The 19999-nt window shown below is 69.0% G+C and carries 15 protein-coding genes and 1 pseudogene; 14 read left to right on the top strand and 2 right to left on the bottom strand.

Annotated elements, in window-relative coordinates; genetic code table 11:
- Positions 1-5: 5 nt before the first annotated feature.
- The 3 genes from O7628_RS32470 to O7628_RS32460 all read left to right on the top strand — a co-directional run bounded on the left by O7628_RS32470 (position 6) and on the right by O7628_RS32460 (position 3982).
- Positions 6-551, top strand: coding sequence for a GNAT family N-acetyltransferase (locus O7628_RS32470; RefSeq protein ID WP_278136145.1), 546 nt, complete (start codon positions 6-8; stop codon positions 549-551).
- A 492-nt stretch (positions 552-1043) separates the two neighbouring features.
- Positions 1044-1568 (top strand): hypothetical protein, encoded by a 525-nt coding sequence (locus tag O7628_RS32465; RefSeq protein WP_278136456.1) that lies wholly within the window; start codon positions 1044-1046, stop codon positions 1566-1568.
- Positions 1569-2149: 581 nt separating this feature from the next.
- Positions 2150-3982: a prolyl oligopeptidase family serine peptidase gene (locus tag O7628_RS32460; protein ID WP_278136144.1), complete on the top strand. Its 1833-nt coding sequence runs from the start codon at positions 2150-2152 to the stop codon at positions 3980-3982.
- Here O7628_RS32460 and O7628_RS32455 read toward each other — a convergent pair.
- Positions 3958-5349, bottom strand: coding sequence for a helix-turn-helix transcriptional regulator (locus O7628_RS32455; RefSeq protein ID WP_278136143.1), 1392 nt, complete (start codon positions 5347-5349; stop codon positions 3958-3960). The two genes, O7628_RS32460 and O7628_RS32455, sit on opposite strands and share 25 nt — an antisense overlap.
- A 370-nt stretch (positions 5350-5719) precedes the next feature.
- Here O7628_RS32455 and fxlM point away from each other — a divergent pair, with 370 nt between their 5' ends.
- The 10 genes and pseudogenes from fxlM to O7628_RS32405 all read left to right on the top strand — a co-directional run bounded on the left by fxlM (position 5720) and on the right by O7628_RS32405 (position 18688).
- On the top strand, positions 5720-6940 hold the full coding sequence (fxlM, locus tag O7628_RS32450) for a methyltransferase, FxLD system (protein WP_278136142.1): 1221 nt from the start codon (positions 5720-5722) through the stop codon (positions 6938-6940).
- 46 nt (positions 6941-6986) lie between these two features.
- Entirely contained in the window at positions 6987-7181 is a 195-nt protein-coding gene (locus O7628_RS32445; protein WP_228986292.1) for an FxLD family lanthipeptide, read from the top strand.
- Positions 7182-7263: 82 nt separating this feature from the next.
- Positions 7264-10380, top strand: a complete 3117-nt coding sequence (locus tag O7628_RS32440; protein ID WP_278136141.1) for a lantibiotic dehydratase — start codon at positions 7264-7266, stop codon at positions 10378-10380.
- On the top strand, positions 10377-11546 hold the full coding sequence (locus O7628_RS32435) for a lanthionine synthetase C family protein (RefSeq protein WP_278136140.1): 1170 nt from the start codon (positions 10377-10379) through the stop codon (positions 11544-11546). The genes O7628_RS32440 and O7628_RS32435 overlap by 4 nt, the downstream gene beginning before the upstream one ends.
- Complete coding sequence (locus O7628_RS32430) at positions 11528-12490, top strand: thiopeptide-type bacteriocin biosynthesis protein (RefSeq protein ID WP_278136139.1); 963 nt, start codon at positions 11528-11530, stop codon at positions 12488-12490. Before O7628_RS32435 ends, O7628_RS32430 begins: the two co-directional genes overlap by 19 nt.
- Positions 12491-12492: 2 nt before the next feature.
- The gene (locus tag O7628_RS32425; protein WP_278136138.1) at positions 12493-13635 is read left to right on the top strand and encodes a hypothetical protein; all 1143 of its coding nucleotides are present in this window, start codon (positions 12493-12495) and stop codon (positions 13633-13635) included.
- A gap of 86 nt (positions 13636-13721) precedes the next feature.
- On the top strand, positions 13722-14711 hold the full coding sequence (locus O7628_RS32420) for a transcriptional regulator (protein WP_278136137.1): 990 nt from the start codon (positions 13722-13724) through the stop codon (positions 14709-14711).
- A gap of 2 nt (positions 14712-14713) precedes the next feature.
- A pseudogene (locus tag O7628_RS32415) lies at positions 14714-15004 on the top strand (SDR family NAD(P)-dependent oxidoreductase); the annotation flags it as partial.
- Position 15005: 1 nt separating this feature from the next.
- Positions 15006-16073 (top strand): hypothetical protein, encoded by a 1068-nt coding sequence (locus O7628_RS32410; RefSeq protein ID WP_278136136.1) that lies wholly within the window; start codon positions 15006-15008, stop codon positions 16071-16073.
- A 575-nt stretch (positions 16074-16648) separates the two neighbouring features.
- A complete protein-coding gene (locus O7628_RS32405; protein WP_278136135.1) occupies positions 16649-18688 on the top strand; it encodes a TOPRIM nucleotidyl transferase/hydrolase domain-containing protein in 2040 nt (679 codons plus the stop codon).
- A gap of 94 nt (positions 18689-18782) precedes the next feature.
- On the opposite strand, the gene O7628_RS32400 is transcribed toward O7628_RS32405, so the two are convergent.
- Positions 18783-18911, bottom strand: a complete 129-nt coding sequence (locus O7628_RS32400; RefSeq protein WP_278136134.1) for a hypothetical protein — start codon at positions 18909-18911, stop codon at positions 18783-18785.
- Positions 18912-19344: 433 nt separating this feature from the next.
- Between O7628_RS32400 and O7628_RS32395 the strand changes: the two genes are divergently transcribed.
- On the top strand, positions 19345-19986 hold the full coding sequence (locus O7628_RS32395; protein WP_278136133.1) for a hypothetical protein: 642 nt from the start codon (positions 19345-19347) through the stop codon (positions 19984-19986).
- Positions 19987-19999 lie beyond the last annotated feature (13 nt).

Raw genomic sequence — 19999 nt, 5'->3', positions numbered from 1 at the left:
GTTTGATGGCACTCACATACTCTGCGCTCGCTGGTTTGCCCACCGCTTCCTGGCTTCTAGAGATAGTCGACTTGTACGCGGTGGTGTATGCGGAGCCTCCGTACAGGGAGGGGCCAGAGCAGGTTCGGCGGTTTGCTGACGGCCTGCCCGGCGAGGCGATGCGGCCCGGGTTCACGCTGGTCACCGCAGAGGATGAGGGCGCGTTGGTGGGGGCGACTTATGGCTGGACGATGCCCGCCGGCCGATGGTGGTCCCGCACCGACCAATGCCCGCCCACTGACGTGCTCAACGCGGACAAGTTCGCCATCATGGAGTGGCTCGTCCACCCGCGCCGCCGGGGTGAGGGTATCGGTGCTGGGTTGATCCGGCGGCTCTTGAGCAGTCGACCCGAGCGGTGGGCGACTCTTGCTTCCAATCCGCAGGCGGCGGCGCGGGACATGTACCGACGGGCGGGATGGCGGCAGGTGTCCGCGTCGGCTCTCCCGGACGGAACACCTATGGACCTGCTCATCCTTGAACTGCCGGCCAGCTCCGTCAGCAATCAGTTCTAGCCAGCCACTCCTCGATCAGACGCCGCTGTTCAGGGAGCGAGTCGATCCCTGCGCGCTCGTTGACGACGAAGAGAGTGAGGAAGTGAAGATGTCGCCCGCGTCGGCGCCGCCCCGGCGGTCTTGGCGTTCTGTCTGTCACCCGCCTTCGCCGTCGCTTTCCGCGTGGTCTTCCTCCGCGATGAGATCAGCGTTGCCGCGGTACTCGGGCTCGGTGCGATCGTCGTCGGCTCTGTGCTCGCCGCGCACCGCAGCGAACCGGCTCCTCCGTAGGGTCCCTGCCGGCGCAGGGCACAGGCACACCTGCGATCGGGCAGATGTCGGGGCCTGCGAGGGCGACAGCCGGGCCGCTACGATCGCCTGGCTGCGTCGGTTGACGCCGATGCGGGTAGGGCGCGACCCTGCCAGCACTGGGGAGGGAGAAGACGGCGACATACCGTGCCGGGGCGGAACCACGCCTGGGTCGCCATGGACCGCAGTATGGATCGGGTGACGATGAATCTCTTCCCGCCGTCCGAACAGGCGAGCCTCTTCGGCGATGACGATTTCCTGGCCGATAGCCGTGAGCCGGTGTTGATGTCGCTGCACGCGGTGTACTACGACCTGATCTGGGCGGGTGAGAAGACCCATGAGTTCCGGCGGCGGTTTGTTAGCGGCCGGTCGGTGCGCTGGTACGTGTACTTGAATGCTCCGGTTGCCCGCCTCGGGCCGGTCATCGATCTTGCTCCGGCCGTCGTCGACACACCGCAGAGGATCGCGGCGATCGCGGAGCGGGCCCGTGTCGGTAACGGCGCGTCGGTGCTGGAGTACGTCCGGGATCTGGAGCAGGCCTTCGCCATTCCGATCGAACGTGTGTCGGAGTATCCGGGTGTTTCGATTGCTGAGCTCAAGGCGGAGCTGGGTGAGTTCCACCCGCCGCAGGGGTACGTGAAGTTGCGGAACCATCCCGATCTGTTGGGCGTCTGCGAGAGTGTCACGGCCGAGTCGCCGGTCCGGGAGATGACCGTCCGGGGCCGGTAACGCCCGCCTGAGTGTCGGCGATCGGGGAGGTGGGGGTCATCGCTCGTCGTCCCATCAAAGCCGTCGCCGCTACGCCGTGCCCGGGAGGGGACGGACGTTGGAAAACGTGGTGGAGGCGATCGACCGATGGGCCGCCGGTGGGCACGCCGTGTCATGCCCACCATCGTCAGCGGGTGGGATCTGGGCCGCCAAACCACCAGTCATGCCGACCGCAAGACCTTGTGTTGCGATCTATAGCAGACCTTTCCTTGCCGAAGCGGTGAAAGATCGCTATCGGCGCGATCTTCACATGTGCACTACCTGTATGCGGCCACGTTTCGAGGCCTCATCCCCTCTGGGTCAGCTGTAGCTCCCGCCCAGCCGCGGCATTGGGCAGGAAGGTTGCTGGAGCACGGAGGCGAGACTCCGCAGGGCGTGCGCGTCGGCGGGCGTAGAGTCGGCGTTGTGGCTGCCCATCCCCGTGAGTCCCCGAGGCCGGGCCCGCCTCCACCCCGGCTGCCGGCGCGCCGAGTGTGGCACCCGAGAGGGCTCCTCGTCTGCCGTCCTGCCTGCTTGACGCCGGGCTGCGCGAGGAGGCGCGCGTGAGGGCGGAGGCCGCCGATGCTCCCATTGCGGCGGCGGACGCGGTGCGGGCATCCGTCAGTTATGACCAGCTTCGAATCTTCGACGGTTCGCTCTATTGGTTGGAGACGCGCCCCGATGCCGGCGGAGCCGCAACCCTGACGCGGTGGCGGCCCGGCGAAGGAACGCGGGACGCGGGTCCCGCGAACTTCCACATCGGCAGCGCGGTGCACGCGTACGGCGGTGGCTCCTTCGCCGTCGTCGACGGTGACCTGTGGTGTGTCGGCGAGGGTGGTCTGTATCGGCGTCGCCGCGGAGGTGACGAGCTGGAACTGATCAGTCCAGGGGTAATGGGAGACCTGGTCGTCGGTGCGGGCGAGCTGCTGGCCGTGCGGGAGTCCGAGCAGGGCGACGAGCTGGTGGCGGTGGCGCTCACGGGGCCGCCGCAGTTGAGGGTCCTCGCCGAGTCGGCGGGCTTCTTCGGCGCGCCGCGACCAGGGCCGGCCTTCCTGGCATGGTCGTGGTGGAGCGAGCGGGACATGCCGTGGGATGCCTGCGAGCTGTGGGTGGCGCCCTACGAGCCTGGCGGAGGCATCGGGGATCGCGTGCGGGTCGCGGGCGGGGCAGACGAGTCGGCGGTGGAGCCACGGTGGGGTCCCGACGGCGCGCTCTACTTCATGTCGGACCGCAGTGGCTGGTGGAACCTCTTCCGGTGGAACGGACAGGAGGTCCAGGCCGTCGTTCCCGTCGCGGGTGAGTGCGTGGCGGAGCCCTGGGAACTGGGCTACGCGTCGTATGACTTCCTCGACGACGGACGGATCGTGATGGCGGTGCAGCAGGGGCCGCGACACCGCCTGCTCCTCGTCGACCCGTCCGGCACTGCGACGTCGGTCGAGCTTCCGTACACGTCGATCAAGCCCTACGTGGCGGCGCACGGGGCGGCAGTCGCGCTGATCGCCTCGTCACCGACGGCGGCGCCGCAGGTCGCGTTGGCGCACCTGACTGCTGACGGTCCCCGCCTGGAGGTGCTGGCCCGGTCGGAACACACCCGCCTTGCCGGACGCGCGGTCTCGACGCCGACGGAGCTGCGGGTGCGGGTCGCGGACGACCGCGAGGTCCTGGCCCTGGTGTATCCGCCGACAGGCGCGGGGCCGGGGTGGCGGGCGCCCGTGATCGTCCGTGCGCACCCCGGCCCGACCGCCTCCTGCCTGCTGCGCCTGGACTGGCAGGCGCAGTTCTTCACCAGCCGTGGGTTCGCCGTCGTGGATGTCGACTACCTCGGCAGCACCGGCTACGGGCGGGCGTTCCGCGAGTCGCTGTACGGCCGGTGGGGTGTCGATGACGTCGACGACTGCCGGGCAGTGGCCGAGCACCTGCTGGTAACGGGGCGAGCGGTGCCGGGTGGGGTCTTCATCCGCGGTGCGAGCGCCGGCGGGTACACGGCCCTCCACGCGGCGACGCAGGACGGGCCGTTCGCCGCCGCCACGGCCATCTCGGCGATCGTGGATCCCGACCGGTGGGCGACCACCGTGCCCAGATTCCAGCGCGCCCATGCCCTGCGCCTGCGGGGCGGCGCGGGCCGGGTCCACGCCGATGCGATCCGCCGGCCGGTGCTGCTCGTCCACGGCACCGTCGACGCCGTTGCCACCGTCGACGACGCGCGGGACCTCGCCGCGCAGTTGACCCGCCGCGGCCTGCCACACGAGCTGCTGTTGCTCGACGGCGTCGGTCACTACGTGGCCACCTCCGGACATGCTGGGGCGGCATTGGAGGCTGAGCTGGCCCACTACCGGTCGTGGATGGGCGAGGCCGGCGGGGATCCGGGGTGCTACACCGCTGCCGCTGGCAGCTGATGCCGCACGTAGTCGCCGAACTCGCGGACCTCCGGCTCGCCGCGGTAGGGATCGAGATCGACCTGGACATCGACGATGCGCTGCACGCACCGGTGCGAGGCCGTCCTGGCCGCGTGATCGACGGCCTCCCGCCCGGTCGCACACGCTTCGTCGATACGCCCGGCGGCGGCCAGGGACGAGGCCAGGAGCGCGGTGTCGATGGCGAGCCGGCGGACGTGCGAGGGACTCAGCGAGGTGAGCGCGTCGCCCAGATGATGCTGTGTCTGCTGCGGCCGGCCGAGGTCGTGAAAGCAGTGGGCCAGCTCGTCGGCGAGGTAGGCCGGGGTGAAGTAACGGATCCACTCCGGTTCGTCCTCCGGCTGGCTACGGGCGAGCTGCTTCTCCGCGACGGAGAGATGGGCTACCGAGTCGGCTTCATGCCCGAGGCGGGCGTGCGCGCGGGCCACCACGGCATGCAGTGCGGCGCGTAGCGCCGGGGTCGCCTGTTCCTCGCACCCCGTGAGCGCGGTGACGGCCATCCGAAGCCCGGCCTCGGGATGATTGCAGTGGAGCGCCAGGTGGCCGATGTTGACGGCGAGCAGATACCCGCCGTAGCTCCGGTCGTCTGCTGCCTGCGACAGCCGTAGGGCGCGTAGGTAACGACGCTGGGCCAGTCCGTGCGCGCCCGTGTCCACAGCCTGGTAGCCGCAGAGCTCGAAGAAGCCCGCCGCGAGCGTGTGCAGGCGTCTACCGATCGACTCGGACGCGGGCGTGGCCGCGAGCAGCCGGTTGAGCTCATTTTCGATGTACCGCTGCACCTGGGCGTGGACCCGGCCGGCACCGTGGGTGTGATCCAACTGCCGGAACACGGTGAGCGCGGTCTCCGCCGATGCGAGCTCGTCCTCCGAGACGCGGCTCGCGGCGACCGGTCGACCCGGCGTGGGGCAGCTGGGGCCACGGTCGGCGTTCAGCCAGTCCAGTGCGGCCCGGTCAAGTACGCCCGGTTGGAAGGGAACCCGCCTGACCAGGTCACCGGGCTCGGTGGACCCGGGCGGAGCCGCCTGCGACGGGATCACCGGACTGACCGGACCGGCAGGTGAGGAGGCAGGCCTCATGTTTCGTTCGAGGCCCCGTTTCGACTCGAGTAACGGCAGTAGCCGCAGTAGAGCTCCGCCTGCGGCCAGTGCCGTGTCGCAGGCCTCGACGAACTGGCGGGATGGGAACCGGTCCGCTGTCTCCACCCGCCGGACCAGATCGGCGCTAAAGCGGATCTTCGCTCCCAGCCGCGCCTGGGAGAGATTCGCCTGTTCCCGTAGGCGCCGCAGCTCGGCACCGAAGAAGTGACGCTCCGACGCGGACGGCTGGAGCGTCCTCGGGGCCTGGGCCATGACGCCGCCCTCCTCAGGATTCCACCGAACGGTATCGAGCAGCGTAGACCCGTACGCCCGCCGGCACCGTCGTTCGCCGCCGCACACCAGCATGCGCCAGACGTGGGTTCGGCCGCGCGTGGCTCGCCGGGCTCACGCGCATGGCGGTCCCGCGTCGCGCCGCCGTGCCCGTATCCGGGTATGCGGACACGTGGTTCGTCCGCATGGCGTGCGTTCACCCGGCCGCTCGTCCGGGCCAGAGTGTGGGGAGCGACCGACGACGCATCCGGGTTCTCCGGCCCGGTGCAGCCGGCGGTCCGGTCCGCGACGCTGGTGCACCACGACGGAAGGTGCCCGGCACCCGAGAAGAAGGAAGTACCGAGTGATCCAGGTGGCTGACACGCATGACGGTGCCGACCGGGCGGCCGACCTGCGCGCCGTGCTGGTGGACGAGCTGCGCGGCCGAGGCAAGATCGCCACCGCAGCGGTGGAGGCGGCGTTCCGCCGGGTGCCACGTGAGCGGTTCATGCCCGACGGCACCGATCTCACCGTTGCCTACGGGGTCGACAACTCGGTGGTCACCAAACGCGACGAGCACGGCGTGGCGATCTCCTCGGTGTCCGCCGCCTACATCCAGGCGCGGATGCTCGAACAGGCCGAGGTGCGGTCCGGCATGACGGTGCTGGAGGTCGGCTCGGGTGGCCTGAACGCCGCGTACCTCGCCGAGATCGTCGGTCCACAGGGACGGGTCGTCAGCGTCGACATCGACCCGGAGGTCACCGCCCGCGCGACGACGCTGCTGGAACAGAACGGCTACGGCGACCGGGTCCGGGTCCTGGTCGCCGACGCCGAGCACGGTGTGCCGGGCGAGGGTCCCTTCGACGCCGTCATCGTCACGGTGGGCGCCTGGGACATCCCCCCGGCCCTGCTCGACCAACTGCGGAATCCGGGCGTGCTCGTCCTGCCGCTGATCATGAACGGTGTCACGAGGACGATCGGGTTCCGCCGGGCGTCCGAGAGCCTCTCCAGTACGTCGGCGGAGGTCGCCGGTTTCGTGCCGATGCAGGGCGACGGTCGGCACCCCGACCGGGTGTTCCTCCTGCCCGACGGCAACGGGCGTAACGTCCGGCTCTCGTTCGACTCCGGTGCCCCCCGTGAGATCAGCCGGCTCGACGGCGTCCTGGCGACGGAGCGCGCCGAGCGCTGGTCGGGCGTGACGATCGACAACGGCGTCTCGTTCGCCGACCTGCACCTGTGGTTCGCGTGGTTCCTCCCCGGCTTCTGCCGGATCGCCCCGGACGAGGGAACCGACCTGGCCGCTGAGCGCCGCTGGTTCCCCTTCGGCGTCGTCTCCGGTGCGGGCTTCGCCTACCTGGCCGTGCGTCCGGCTGCCGAGGGCGAGGGGGCGGAGTTCGGCGCCCGCGCCTACGGCCCGGACGGACAGCGAGCCGCTGCCTCCATGGTCGAACAGATCCAGGCCTGGGATCGCGACGGACGCCACACCGAACCGACCTTCCACTACTGGCCCGTCGGCAGCGACCCCTCGCTCATCTCCGCCGACGCCCCCGTCATGGACAAGACGCACGGCGTCGTCACGATCTCCTGGCCCTAGACCAGGTGGCACCATCCAACCCTTCCAGCTGAGGAGAGTGATGTCGATGGCCCCGCCGACTGCGGTCCTCGACGCCCCCACGGCCGACGCCGACGTCGTCACCGACGACGACTTCGCGCTCGACCTGCGGGTCATCGAGGCCACGACGCCGCTGGTCGTCATGGCGTGCAGCACCAGCGACGGCTGCGGAAGCACCTGCAGCACCAGCGCGTGCAACACCTCGTCGTACGACCCGGCCTGACCGCGCCCACCTACCGCCGGAGCCCGCGCTTTGCGGGCTCCGGCGCCCCCCTCCCCACCCCCCGCCCGCCAGGAGGCACCCCATGCCGCCCGAGCACACCAGGTACCAGCCAACCGGCCCGGTACTGGTCCGGGCCAGCACCGATCCCGGCGGCCTCGGCCCCGGACCGTCAGCCGACCTCATTGGCCCGGCAGCGCCCGCGCGTGAGGGCCTCGCCTGGCTGGCCAACGGGTGGACACGCCCTGACGTCCGGGACGCCATCTCGATGGCCAGCCCCGGCCTCGCCGCACGCGTCAGCCAACTCCTCACCCCCAGGGCCGCCGAAGCGACAACTGCCGCCGTCCGCCGCGCGGTCCTCGCCACCGCCTCCTATCTGCTGCGATGGCAACGCCGAACGACGCCGTTCGGACTGTTCGCCGCCGTCACCACAGCGACCGTCGGCCCGGCGGCGGCAACGATCGGGGACAGGCACCGCGCTGCGGCACGGGTCGACGGGGAATGGCTGACGCACGTCGTCGACAGCCTCGAGTCCCACCCCGATCTCCAACGACGGCTGACCGTGGTCGCCGACAGCGCAAGGTTCGTGCGCGACGGCCGCGTCATCGTCGCCGCCCGGCCGCTGCCGGGCCAGCGCTCGCCTGGACCACCCCGCGAAACCTCCACCACGAACAACCGGGCCGTACGACTGGCCCTTGCCCACGCGGCGCGGCCGATCCACCTTCCTCAGCTCGCCGCGCGGATCGCGGACGAGATACCCCACGCGGCTCCCGCAACGATCGGGGCGATGCTGCACGGCCTCGTGGGCGGCGGCTTCCTCATCACCAGCCTCCGCCCGCCCATGACCGCCACGGACGGCCTGGCCCATGTCATCGACGTGCTGGATGCCGCAGGGGCCGCCGAGTTGAGCGCGGTGTCACCGATCCTCGACCGGCTCAAAACGACCGGTGAGCTGATCGCGCGACACAACGCGTTGGCAGATCCCCGCGAGGCGGCGCGGATCCGGGCCGCAGCGATCGGGGTCATGGCGACGATGGCACCCGACGCCGAGCACCAGCTCGCCGTCGACCTGCGGCTCGACGCCACGATCAACATTCCGTCCCGGGTGCTCGACGAGGTGACACTCGCCGCCGAGCTGCTGCTCCGCCTGACCACCCAACCGTTCGGATCCGTCGCCTGGCTGGACTACCACGCCCGTTTCCGTGACCGGTACGGCCCCGGAGCTCTGGTGCCGGTCCGCGACCTGGTCGCAGATTCCGGCCTCGGCTATCCCACCGGCTTTCTCGGCGCACCCCGAGCACGCCCGGCCTGGCGGATGCTGACCGAGCGTGATGTACGCCTGGCCGCGCTCATCCAGAAGGCGACCCTCGACGGCACCGACGAGATCCGCCTCACCGATGCCGACATCGACGCACTCACCGTAGGTCACCACGCCACCGCAGTCCCGCCCTGCCGGCTCGAACTGGGCTTCGCCGTGTACGCGGCCAGCGCCGAGAAGGTGGACCGCGGGGACTACGAGCTGCGGATCACGGCCGCCCCCAGAACGCCGACCAGCATGGTCGGGCGGTTCGCCTACCTTCTCGACCCTGCCGAACAGGCGCAGATCGCCGCGTCCTACGCCCACCACGCCTCTGACGCGGACCCGACGCTCCCGGTCCAACTGTCGTTCCCACCCCGCCGCACGCACAACCAGAACGTCACCCGCGTCGGCACACTCCTGCCCGACGTGCTGTCCCTGTCCGAGCATCCCGACGGCCCGACGATCACCGTGGACGACCTCGCCGTCACCGCCGACGCCGAACAGATGTACCTCGTCCACCGGCCGACCGGTCGGCGCGTCGTCCCGCACATCCCGCACGCCCTGGACACCACCGTGCAGACCCCGCCCCTGGCGCGGTTCCTCGCCGAGGTCGCCGACGCCCGCAGCGTCGTCTTCGGTCCGCTCGACCACGGCGCAGCCGCGCGCAACCTGCCCTACCTTCCCCGTATCCGGTACGGCCGCATCATCCTGAGCCCGGCGCGCTGGCTGCTCGCCGGAGCCGATCTCGCCTCCGTCGACCCGCGAGGCGACGAGCCGGCTGCGGGCCGGTGGGAAACGTCCCTCGCCGCCTGGCGGCAGCAGTGGCGCGTACCGGACCGGGTGGTGGCCTGCCACGGCGAGCTTCGCCTGCCCCTCGACCTCAGCCGACCGCTCGACCGTGCCCTCCTGCGAGCCCGGCTGACCCGTGCCGGTCGGCTCGAGCTACGAGAAGACGCCCCGCCCGACGGTTACGGATGGACCGCAGGCAGACCTGCGGAGTTCCTCACCTCGATGACCCTGACCACGGCCCCGAAGCGCACGCCGCCGGTCACCGCCCCACCCGGCGACACCTTCCGGCCCGGAGCGTCCACCATCGTCCACGCCCGGCTGGTCGGCAACCCGGCCCGCACCGACCAGCTGCTCACCACGCACCTACCGAAGCTGGTCGACAACCTCATCCGCCTCGGTCTGCGACGCTGGTGGTTCAGGCGGCACCGCGACACCATCCGTGTCGAGGCCGACCAGCACCTGTCCCTGTTCCTCCGGTTCAGCGAACCAGGCGCGTACGGACCCGCCGCCGCGATCCTGGCGGAGTTCGCCGACGGGTTGGCGGCTCAGAGTCTGCCCGCCGAACTCGTCCTCGCCGCCTATCACCAGCATCCCGCCCGCTACGGCCACGGCCCCGCCCTCCTCGCCGCCGAGAAGGTCTTCGCCGCCGACACCGCCGCCGCCATCGCGCAACTACGCACCGCCGACCTGGCCGGCATCCCGGCGCAGGCGCTCGCCGCCGCGTCGATGGCGCGACTCGCCGCAGCCTTCGCCTCGCGCCCCCACCCGGGCTATCGGGCGCTGCTGGCTTGCCTCCGCGAAGCCACCGAACCAGCCGAGCGCACGCTCACCGACCTGGCCCGTCGCCTGGCCGACCCCGCCGGCGACCATCAGAGCCTGCGAGCTCTGCCCGGTGGGGACGCCGTCGCGGACACCTGGCAGATCCGCGATCTCGCGGTGCGCGCATACCACGACTGCCTGCTGCCACAGCGTGACCCCGGGAGCGTGCTGCGGACCCTGCTGCACGAGCACCACATGCGTGCGGTCGGCGTCGATCCCGACTTCGAGCGCAGGACCAATCACGCCGCGCGAGCAGCGGCGATGCGCTGCCTGGCACAGGCAGGTCCGCGATGACGGCCACCGCCGGGCCCACCGGCACCCCCGTTTCCGGAGCGGGCCGACAGTCCCTCGCGACCGGCGCCGTCGGCCCCGCGCTCCTGGCCATCGAACGTGCCCTGAACGGTGCGGGGGACTGGACCACCGCACACCACCTCGTCACCCGAGCCACGAGCAGCCCCATCGACGCCGGAAGGCACACCGGCCTCTACCACGGCGCACCCGCCGTCCTCTTCCTGCTCAACGCGGCGACCGCCGACGGCCGCGACCGTTACGCCGCCGCGCGTCAGAGCCTCACCCGCCACGTGCGGCGGCTCGTCCGCCAGCGGCTGACCGCAGCGGACGACCGCCTCCGACGTGGCCAGCCCAGCACGTTCGCCGAGTACGACATCTTCTACGGCCTCGTCGGCACCGGAGCCCTGCTGCTCCGCCACCTGCCCGACGCCGACGAACTCGGCGACCTCCTGACGTACATCACGCGACTGACCCGATCCTGCACCCACGACGGACAGCGACTACCCGGCTGGTGGGTCGGCCACGACCCCGACCCGACCCTGCCCACCCCCGGAGGCCACGCCAACTTCGGGATGGCCCACGGCGCAGCCGGCCTGCTCTCCCTGCTCGCCCTCGCCGACAGGGCGGGCCACCGGGTTCGCGGCCAGACGGAGGCGATCGAGCGCCTGTGCGCCTGGTTCGACCGCTGGCGGCAGGACGACGTCGCCCAGGGATCGTGGTGGCCCCAGTGGCTCACCCGCGACCAACTCCGCACCGGCCGTCCCACCCAGGCGGGGCCGGGCAGGCCCTCGTGGTGCTACGGCACTCCCGGGATCGCCCGTGCCCTCCAACTCGCCGCCATCGCCACGAACCATGCCGCCCGGCAGGCCGACGCCGAGGCCGTACTCGCGGCCTGCCTGAACGACCAGCAACTCGACCGGCTCACCGAACCCGGGGTCTGCCACGGTCTGGCCGGCCTCCACCACACCGTGCTCCGGGCCGCCGCCGACGCGAAGACCCCGGACATCGCCGCGCGGCTGCCCGCCCTCACCGAACGCCTCACCCGCCACGAACCCGACCCGGACGACGGCTTCCTGACCGGTCGCACCGGCCACCTCCTCGCGATGGAGACCGCCCGCGCCGCCGCGCCACCCAGGACCAGGTGGGACGCATGTCTGCTGATCGTCTGACCACCGGAGCGCCCGCCGCGGTCGTCGCCCTCGTCGAAGCCGTCCTCGGCGGGGCCGCGCTGGAGACGACAGCCGCAGCCGCCGGTATCGCCCCGGACGAGCTCGACACCGCCGTCCAGACGTACCGGGCCGGGGGTATCGCCGCCCTGGAGATCCGCCACGACAACGCCTGGTTCCAGGCGCGCGTCCGGCCGATCGACTGGGCCACCGCCGAGGCCGTTTTCCGCACACGGATCGGCCCACAGCTCGACCGGCTCGGTGATAACCGAGCATCCTGGTGGTTCCTACGCAAACACCCGAGCTGGCGGATCAGGATCCGTACGACCGACCATGGCGCAGTCGGTGCGCTCCTCGACGACCTCGCCGCCGTAGGAGTGATCGCGGGCTGGGACCCGGGCATCTACGAGCCCGAGACGGCCGCGTTCGGCGGGCTGTCCGCCACCGGGATCGTGCACGAACTGTTCTGCGCTGACAGTCGCGGCGTCCTCGCCTACGCCGGGCACGACCAACCACCGATCGGCCGTCGCGAACTGTCGCTACTGCTGCTGCGGACGCTCCAGCACCACGCCGGCCTGGACTGGTTCGAAGCCGCAGACGTCTTCGACCGGGTAGCCCAGATGCGTCCCGCACCTGCGGCCACCGAGTCGTCACGCGTCGCGGACCTCGCCGCGCGGATGCGACCCCTGCTCGCGCTTCCGGACGAGGCCCGCACGGCACTGTTCGCCCCCGACGGACCGCTCACCGACGCCTGCGACTGGGAAACAGCATTCGCGGACGCTGGCCGCAAGCTCGGCCTGGCTGCCGCCAGCGGACGCCTCGGCCGGGGCATCCGGGCGATCCTCGCCCAGATTGTGATCTTCCACTGGAACCGGCTCGCCCTGCCCGCCCACGCGCAGGGCATCCTCGCCCATGCGGCGACCACCGCCATCCTGCCCGGGAGCTGATCGTGCACCACGACACCGTCGCCGCCGCAGCGCGCCGCTTCCCGCTCCTCGGCCGCCCCCGCCCCGACTGCCCAGCCCTGCCCCTACGCATGAAGGAGATCACGGACGCGGCGAACGCCGCACTACGGAAACCCGGTCACGGCATGGCCGACGCGGCGCACGTACTCAACAAGGCCGCCCTCATCGCCAGCGACGCCGGACTGCCGGACCTCGCCCGACGAATCTGCTGGCAGCACATCGACGCCTACCTTCGACTAGCGCGTCCTCTCACCGTCCTGGAAGCCCGTTACATGCTCGAACCCGTCTTCAACCTGGCCCGCCTGCAGATCCGCGCAGAACAAGGCGCGCCGGCGCTGCGACTCATGGAGGCCATGCATGAAGCGGTCACCCGACACATCGACCTGGTTGTCGGCGACCGCACCCTGCCCACCGCCAACCTCGTCGGTGATCGCGCCGAACGACGCATGCTCCGCCAGTGGGTCTGGCTTCAACTCATCGGCGAAGGCACGCGCGTGCTGGCCTTGGACGGACGATGGGACGAGGCAGCCGAGCACGCGCGAAGTCACAACGGCATCGGTGCTCACCTGATGGAGGGCCGGCAGGCCGTCATCATCGCAGCGTGCCTTCAGGGCGACCCCGAGTACGGCCGTAGGGTCCTTACGGAAAGCGCGCTCACCCAACCGTGGGAGCAACAGGTCGCCGCCTGCCTCAGCCTCATGTGTGCAACGCCGGCCCGCCCCGCCAAGCCCCAGCACCTCACCGTGCTGACGGAGCGGCTCGCCCTTCCCATCACGGCACCGAACTACGCGTCCTACCGTGCGCGGCTCGGACTCGCGGGCGCCATCCTGGCCAACGCGACCCAGCCCGAACTGGCGACCCGACTTCTGCACCACACCGCGCGACAGGCCATCGACACCGCCGACGGTTACGCCGCCCACGACATCCTCGGCTTCCGCGAACCCCTGCAAGGCATCACCGCCGACCAGCACGCGGCCCTGCGCCGCATCGCCACCACGGCGGGCCTCGGGCTCGGTGAACTACCGGAGGAAGCGGTACGCCACCTCACCACCGCAGCAGATATGGCAGTGCAGGCGCTCGCGGCACCAGCAGCGGCTGCGCCGGCAGCGGGGCTGGGTAGAGCTTGAGGCAGATGCCGCGCTACGCCCCTCCGCGCTGGCCGATTTGGACGCGCCGGTGTGGGACGAGACCGACGCGAACCTGCGTCGGTAAGATGAAGATTGCGGGTGTGCCCCTGGCTGGCATCGCCGAAGGGTGGCTGACCATCGAACCCCAGGAGCTCGTCGCCGTCCTACGAGGCGGCCAGGTCACCGCCGACCTGGTCGAACGGATGGAAGAGGGCGTTCCGCGACTACGCTTCCTGGAGGCGACCCGAGGCGGTGACCAAGCCCGGACCCTCATCCACGCCGAACTCGGCATGGTGGTGGACGTCCTCGACCGATCCGCCTACACGGCTGTGATAGGTCAGCGACTGTACGCCTTGGCGGCAGAACTCGGCCGGATGGCCGGCTGGGCATCGTTCGACGCTGGCCTGCACGCAGCGGCGCAGCACTACTGGCTCGCCGCACTACACGCCGCACACGCCGCCGCCGACCAACTGCTGGGAGCCAACATCCTCAAATCGATGAGCCTGCAGTGCTACGACTTCGGCCGCCCCCGAGAGGCGCTGGAGCTGGCGCGAAGCGCCCACGAGGGCGCTAAAGGGGTGACCCCACGCGCCGCCGCGATGCTGGCGCTACGGGAGGCCAGGGCTCACGCAGCGATCGGCGACAGCACGGCATGCGAACGCCTTCTCAAACAAGCCGACGCCGAGTTTGATCGCGTAACGTCGACCGATACAGAGCCCGCCTTCCTCGGATACTTCGACGAATCCGAGTTCAACGCCCAGGTCGGAACCTGCTACCTGGATCTGGGGCGAACGAAAGAAGCCGACGCGTACCTCAGTCATGCGCTGCGGGTGGTCCCAGCCACCAAGGTCCGCGACCGGGCCACGTACGTGATACGCCGCGCGTCGACGCAGACACAACTCGGAGAGGCCGACCACGCCGCGTCGCTCGTCGCGGAGGCGATACCGCTGATCCGTGAGGCGCCATCGGAACGGAACCTGCGTCGCGTCGTTCGAGCACGACAACGGCTCCCGTTCACCAAGACCGACCCGCGCGCTCGCGCACTCGACGACCAGCTCGTCACCCTGGGGGCCTGATCATGGTTGATGGCACCAAGGTAGCTGTGGTGACCGGCGCCAACCGTGGGCTCGGCGCAGCCATCGCCCGCAAGCTGGCCGAGCAAGGCTTGCACGTGGTGCTCGCTGGCCGAAACGAGTATTCCGTCGACCGTGTGGTGTCCGACCTGGCGAAGGCGGGGTTATCCGTCAGCGGCCACCAACTCGACGTCAACGACCCGGCCAGCGTGGCGCGTGCCTTCGCCGACACCGCAAAGCGACACGGCCGGCTGGATGTGCTAGTGAACAACGCTGGCATTGCAATCGATCGCGGCCATGTTGGTTGCCAACAAGTTCCAGACGGGGTTCGACCAGCCGTTGCTCTCGGCGATGTACGTCGACAAGAAGCTCTCCGGGGTCACCGCCGTGCAGACGCTGTCCCGGCTCAACCGCACCCACCGCACTGCCGGCGGGGAGCAGAAGCGCAAGACGTTCGTCATCGACTTCGTGAACAAGCCCGAGGACATCCGGGCGGCGTTCGAGCCGTACTTCACCAACGCCACGCTGGAGACCGAGACCGACCCGTACATCGTCGTCCACCTGGCCAACAAGCTTGCCCAGGCCGGGATCTACACGCCAGAGCAGGTCCGCGAGGTCGCCGAACTATGGGTCACCCGCAAGGGCAACAACGCCCTCTCGGCAGCGATGAGCCCGGCCAAGAACGACTTCGCCCGCCGCTACGCGGCGGCGATCGAGGCCGACGACAAGGTCACCCTCAACACCCTCGAGCTGTTCCGCAAGGACGTCTCCACCTACGTCCGGCTCTACGACTTCATGAGCCAGATCGTCGACTACGGCGACCCGTACATGGAGATGCTGTCGATCTTCCTGCGGCTCCTGGAGAAGCTCATCGCAGAGGCATCCTGGGCTGCGGAGGTTGATCTTTCCGACGTGGTCCTAGTCGGGGTCAAGCACACCAAGGCGACCGCGGTCGACATCTCGCTGACCGGTGACGGGCAGCTCAAGGGCATCGGCGCTGCCGGCACCGGCACCCGGAAGGAGCCCAAGTACGTCGCTCTACAGGTGGTCATCGACAAGATGAATGACCTCTTCGGGGCCGAGTCGTTCTCCGCGTCCCAGGTCCGCGAGTTCGTGCAGGGACTGGTGCAGCGGCTGCTCGCCTACCCGGGCCTGGTCAATCAGGCCCGGGTGAACTCGAAGCGGCAGTTTATGGAGTCGCAGGACTTCCAAGCGGCGGTTACCGAGGCGGTCGTCGACAACCAGGAGGCCCACAACACCATGGCCGACTACTTCTTCAGCGATGGCCCAAACATCAACGCTGTCATCATGGCGCTCGCGGACGCCTTCTACGAAGCAGCGATCGATCAGCGCACCGACATGTGAGCAGGCCGGTCCCGGCGGATTTCACCGACGCCCAATACGTCGACAGGCGGCGGCTGATCGGCCAGCACGACAGCGGCATGCGCGAGAATCGTGGCGGCGACGACCGGGCACGACAGATCGTGGTCCCGGGCCGCCTGCACGACAACGCGGCCCCCGCCGGCGACCGCAGCCGGCCCGCTACCACGCGGTCAACCTCTTACCTGCTGGAACCTGCGCGACCGCGATTACGACATAAAGCGGCTGTTCGAACACATGCGCGTTCGCGGTATGAGGACCGGCCTGTCGCGGCGACCGTCTCGACGTCGCTGCCCTCGCACCGCTGGCCGTGTTTGCTTGCGACCTACAGCTGTGACCTTGATGCCGTCTGCAGCGGCCTGATCCTGCCCCACGGCCCAGGCCGACTGCTCCACAGTGGTCTAGGCCCTCACCTGGCCTTCTCAATCAGAAGATAAGCCGCTATTTGTGCATAATCGACCAAGTCAGCCTTTCGATATCTGCAGCCCCGGCGAGGCGTTGCGGATAGTGAGCGAGCTAATGGTTTGCTGGATGTCATGCGTTTGTCTCACATTGCGGCTGTGGACCTCCTCTCGTTCGCTGAGCTAAGTCTCGAGGTGGCGGACGGGTTGTCGGTGGTCGTCGGTCCGAACGGCAGCGGCAAGACGAATCTGGGGCGTGTGGTGCGGCTTGCTGGGGCGGCCGTACGAGCGGCTGCTTCCGGCGACTTCGCCACATTGGAGCGGGAGTGGTCTCTTGCTGGCCGGTACGGAAGCTCTCGGTTCGAGGCGCGGGTGAAACTCACTTTCGATCGGGAAGAAGAAGTTTCGGTTATTGAGGACTGGGCTCGAGGAGCCTTCCTCACATCCTTCCAAATTCAGAATGCGCAGACCCTGGCTCGGCTTGACGGCCTATTCCCTGATAGCCTTCGGGCGGGCGAGTTGCTCGCACAGGGTCAACTGATCATTCGCCGTGACGACCGGCGAAGTCAACCTTGGATCGTGTGCTGGCAGACCGAAGATCCGGTTGCCCACGTCGATCTAGGGCAGGGACATGTCCTTACATCCGGCTCGGTCGCCGATGAGATCGGATGGGTGTCTTCGCGGAAAAGGCCCTACGAAATCCTGCTTTCTGCGGACGGCAGTCCTGTTCCCGACCTCACCACCCAGGCGACACTACCGAATTGGGAGGAGCCGTACACGCAAGCCTTGGCCTCGTTCGCTTTCGCCGATCTCGGCAATTCCGATGGTTCGGTCGAACTGGTCGCACGCCGCAGCACCAACGATCCTGAACTTCCTTCGCTGCGCCGGCTGATGGATCGGTTCCCGGCCTTCCGCGAGACATCTCAGGGCTGCATTCATTTCGCACAGGTCCTCGACTACCTGATCTCGTCGGCGCTCGTCGTCACCGACAATCGACGCGTTCCCGTGAAAACGATCATCGAGCCTGCGAAGATCAACACCATGCAGAGCATGGAGGACGGCAGTGGCCTGGCCATTGAGTTGCTTCGCCTCAAGACCGGCGACGCTGCGGAGCGAACGCGTTTTCGCGCCGTGCAGGACGTGTTCCAAGAGATTACTGACCAGCGGCTTGACGTACGTCAGCAGGCGTCTGGCCCTGAGACACACGAGTTACTCGTCACCCCCGTTGTGGTCGACATCGACCCCGGTACCAACTGGGACGTGGACCTGCCGCTCCACCTGGCCGGCGCTGGCGTGGAAGAAAGTGCATGGTTGGCGGTCCTCCTGACTGGTGATCAGCACACGCTTGTGCTCGACGAGCCGGCCAGCAACGTAAGCGCCGTCGCGCAACGCCGCCTGTTGCAAGTCCTGCTGGAGCGCCGACGTGACAATCAGACGATCATGATCACGCATAGCGCCGATCTTGTGCCGGTCAATAGCGCGTCCGACCTCGCCATCATCACGCGACTGACCCGCCAGCATAGAGTCACCAAGGTTCACCAACCGCGGCTCGATCAGCGTCAGTTCGACGATCTGAAAGAGCTTTTGCGGCACTCCCAACTACGGGCACTTTTGTTCGCCACAGGTGTGGTGCTCGTCGAGGGCCCTACCGAGGTCGACGCCTTCGAGACCTGGCTGGCCCGCGTCGACAAGCTGGGACTGCCCACGCCGGAGTCGTCGCACGTCGTGTTTCTGAGCGTGGGTGGCGACGAACGGTTCGTCAAATACTCACAGCTCATGGAGGTCCTGGGGGTCCCGTACGCCATCGTTGCCGACGGCCCAGCGTTTACCCCGGGTAAAGCCCTAGCCAGGCTGCCCGTCCCCGCACCTGCCCCTGTCGACCCGACTAACGAATCCTTCGTAGAGGCCGCGAATCGGTGGGCACCGTATCGCGTACGGACGCTCGCCACAGAATTCGGCACAGGCGACCGCAAGGGGTACGGCGAAATCGAAGTTTTCTTTCAGGCAGTGGACGCACCCGTCTGGGCGGAGTTGAGTTCGGGCGCGGGGCGGAAAGACAAACCTCTTCTAGGATATCGATTCGCCAACCGCACGGCGGTCCCCGCCCGAGTCGTTGAGTTATGGAAGCTTCTGCAACATGACCTCGGCCTGGTCTCCGGCGAATCCGATGGGCGGAATTCCGGAATGGTCACGCCGTGATCTGGGCTAGCACTGTGGCGTCGATCGTTGCGCGGCTTATGCTTTCAACCCGTCGGCCACGCCGACCAGGTTGTGCGGACCTCGGTGCAGTAAGTCAGGGCCACCGGCGCGGTTCGACGACCTGACGCACGTCATCGCGCACCATGCCGGCGTCCCACTTCGCCCGGTAGAACAACCCTTTGTGTTGCGTCCGGCCCGAGGCGTGTCCGGCCTGCTCGGTCACCTGCCAGCATGTCCTGATCTGAAGCTCCGCGAGTGGGCCTGCGCCATCGCTGAGAGGGCATCACCCAAGCATAAGACTCGCAGACGCTAGTTGGGTGGCGACTGACATGACCGTTCGGGGCCAGCCTTCGGCCCGTTCGGGCAGCATGGCGTCGGTAGAAAAGGCAGTCGCCGGCGCCAAGGCTGAGACGACCGCGACACGATCGAAGAACTATGGGGCGACTGAACCCACCGACGCCGCTCCGCGTGTTGCCCCCGAGGTGCTCGGGGCGGTGCGATCGGACCCGCGCGGAGCGGGAAGGGGCAACCTATCCGAGATGATCAACATCCGGAGCGGGCGTAGTTGCTATGGGTCCCGTCCTCAGCTGGCCTGCGCCCCGGCACGCTACTGCAACTGCGTTGTGTCAGCTCAGAACGTCGGCCACGATGCGACTGTGACCGAACTTTTCTCGTCCACTCCTCCCGCCGAGTGGGGCGGTACGGCGGCAATCGGCGGCCCAGATGAGCATGACGCGGATCTTGCGACTGCCTTCCGGGAAGCCGGCGAAATCCTCACTGCCTATTGGCGAAAGAACCAGGCCGACGACACGCTCGCTATCGCCGTGCTGTACAACTATCGGCACGCCTTGGAGCTCATGTTGAAGACCGCCATCCGCCTGATGGTCGAGAGTTGGAGGTTCGAACTCGATCCTGCCGAGCCGGAACCGGTTTGGCTGGTGGAGGCCGAGCGCCGCGCCGGAAGCAGCCATTGCCTCGGGGAACTGGCCGGCCACGTGGGGCGGCTCGCTGCGGACTTCCGGATGCCGTTGCGGCCTGCTGACCGCGACGTTCTCCGTGCCCTGCATGACCTGGACCCAGATGGACAGGGCCTGCGCTATACCGCCACCCGTGACCGAACACGGCAGCGTGCGTTTCGGCCGGACGTCGTCTACGTCAACGTGGTGGAGTTCGCGGCTCGGGCTGGCGGGGCCTTCGAGGGGGTCGAGGACATCGTCGCGCGGCTCGTGGAGATCCAGGACGTGCAGCAATGGATCGGTCCCGAACGCCTTCTCCCCCCGCAGGGCAGCCGCCCTTGAGTATCTGCCTTGG

Origin of the sequence: Micromonospora sp. WMMD956 (assembly GCF_029626125.1) — a bacterium.
Taxonomy (GTDB): Bacteria; Actinomycetota; Actinomycetes; order Mycobacteriales; family Micromonosporaceae; genus Micromonospora; species Micromonospora carbonacea.
The sequence above is the reverse complement of the archived record's forward strand: the minus strand, read 5'-3'. Positions and strand labels throughout refer to the sequence as shown.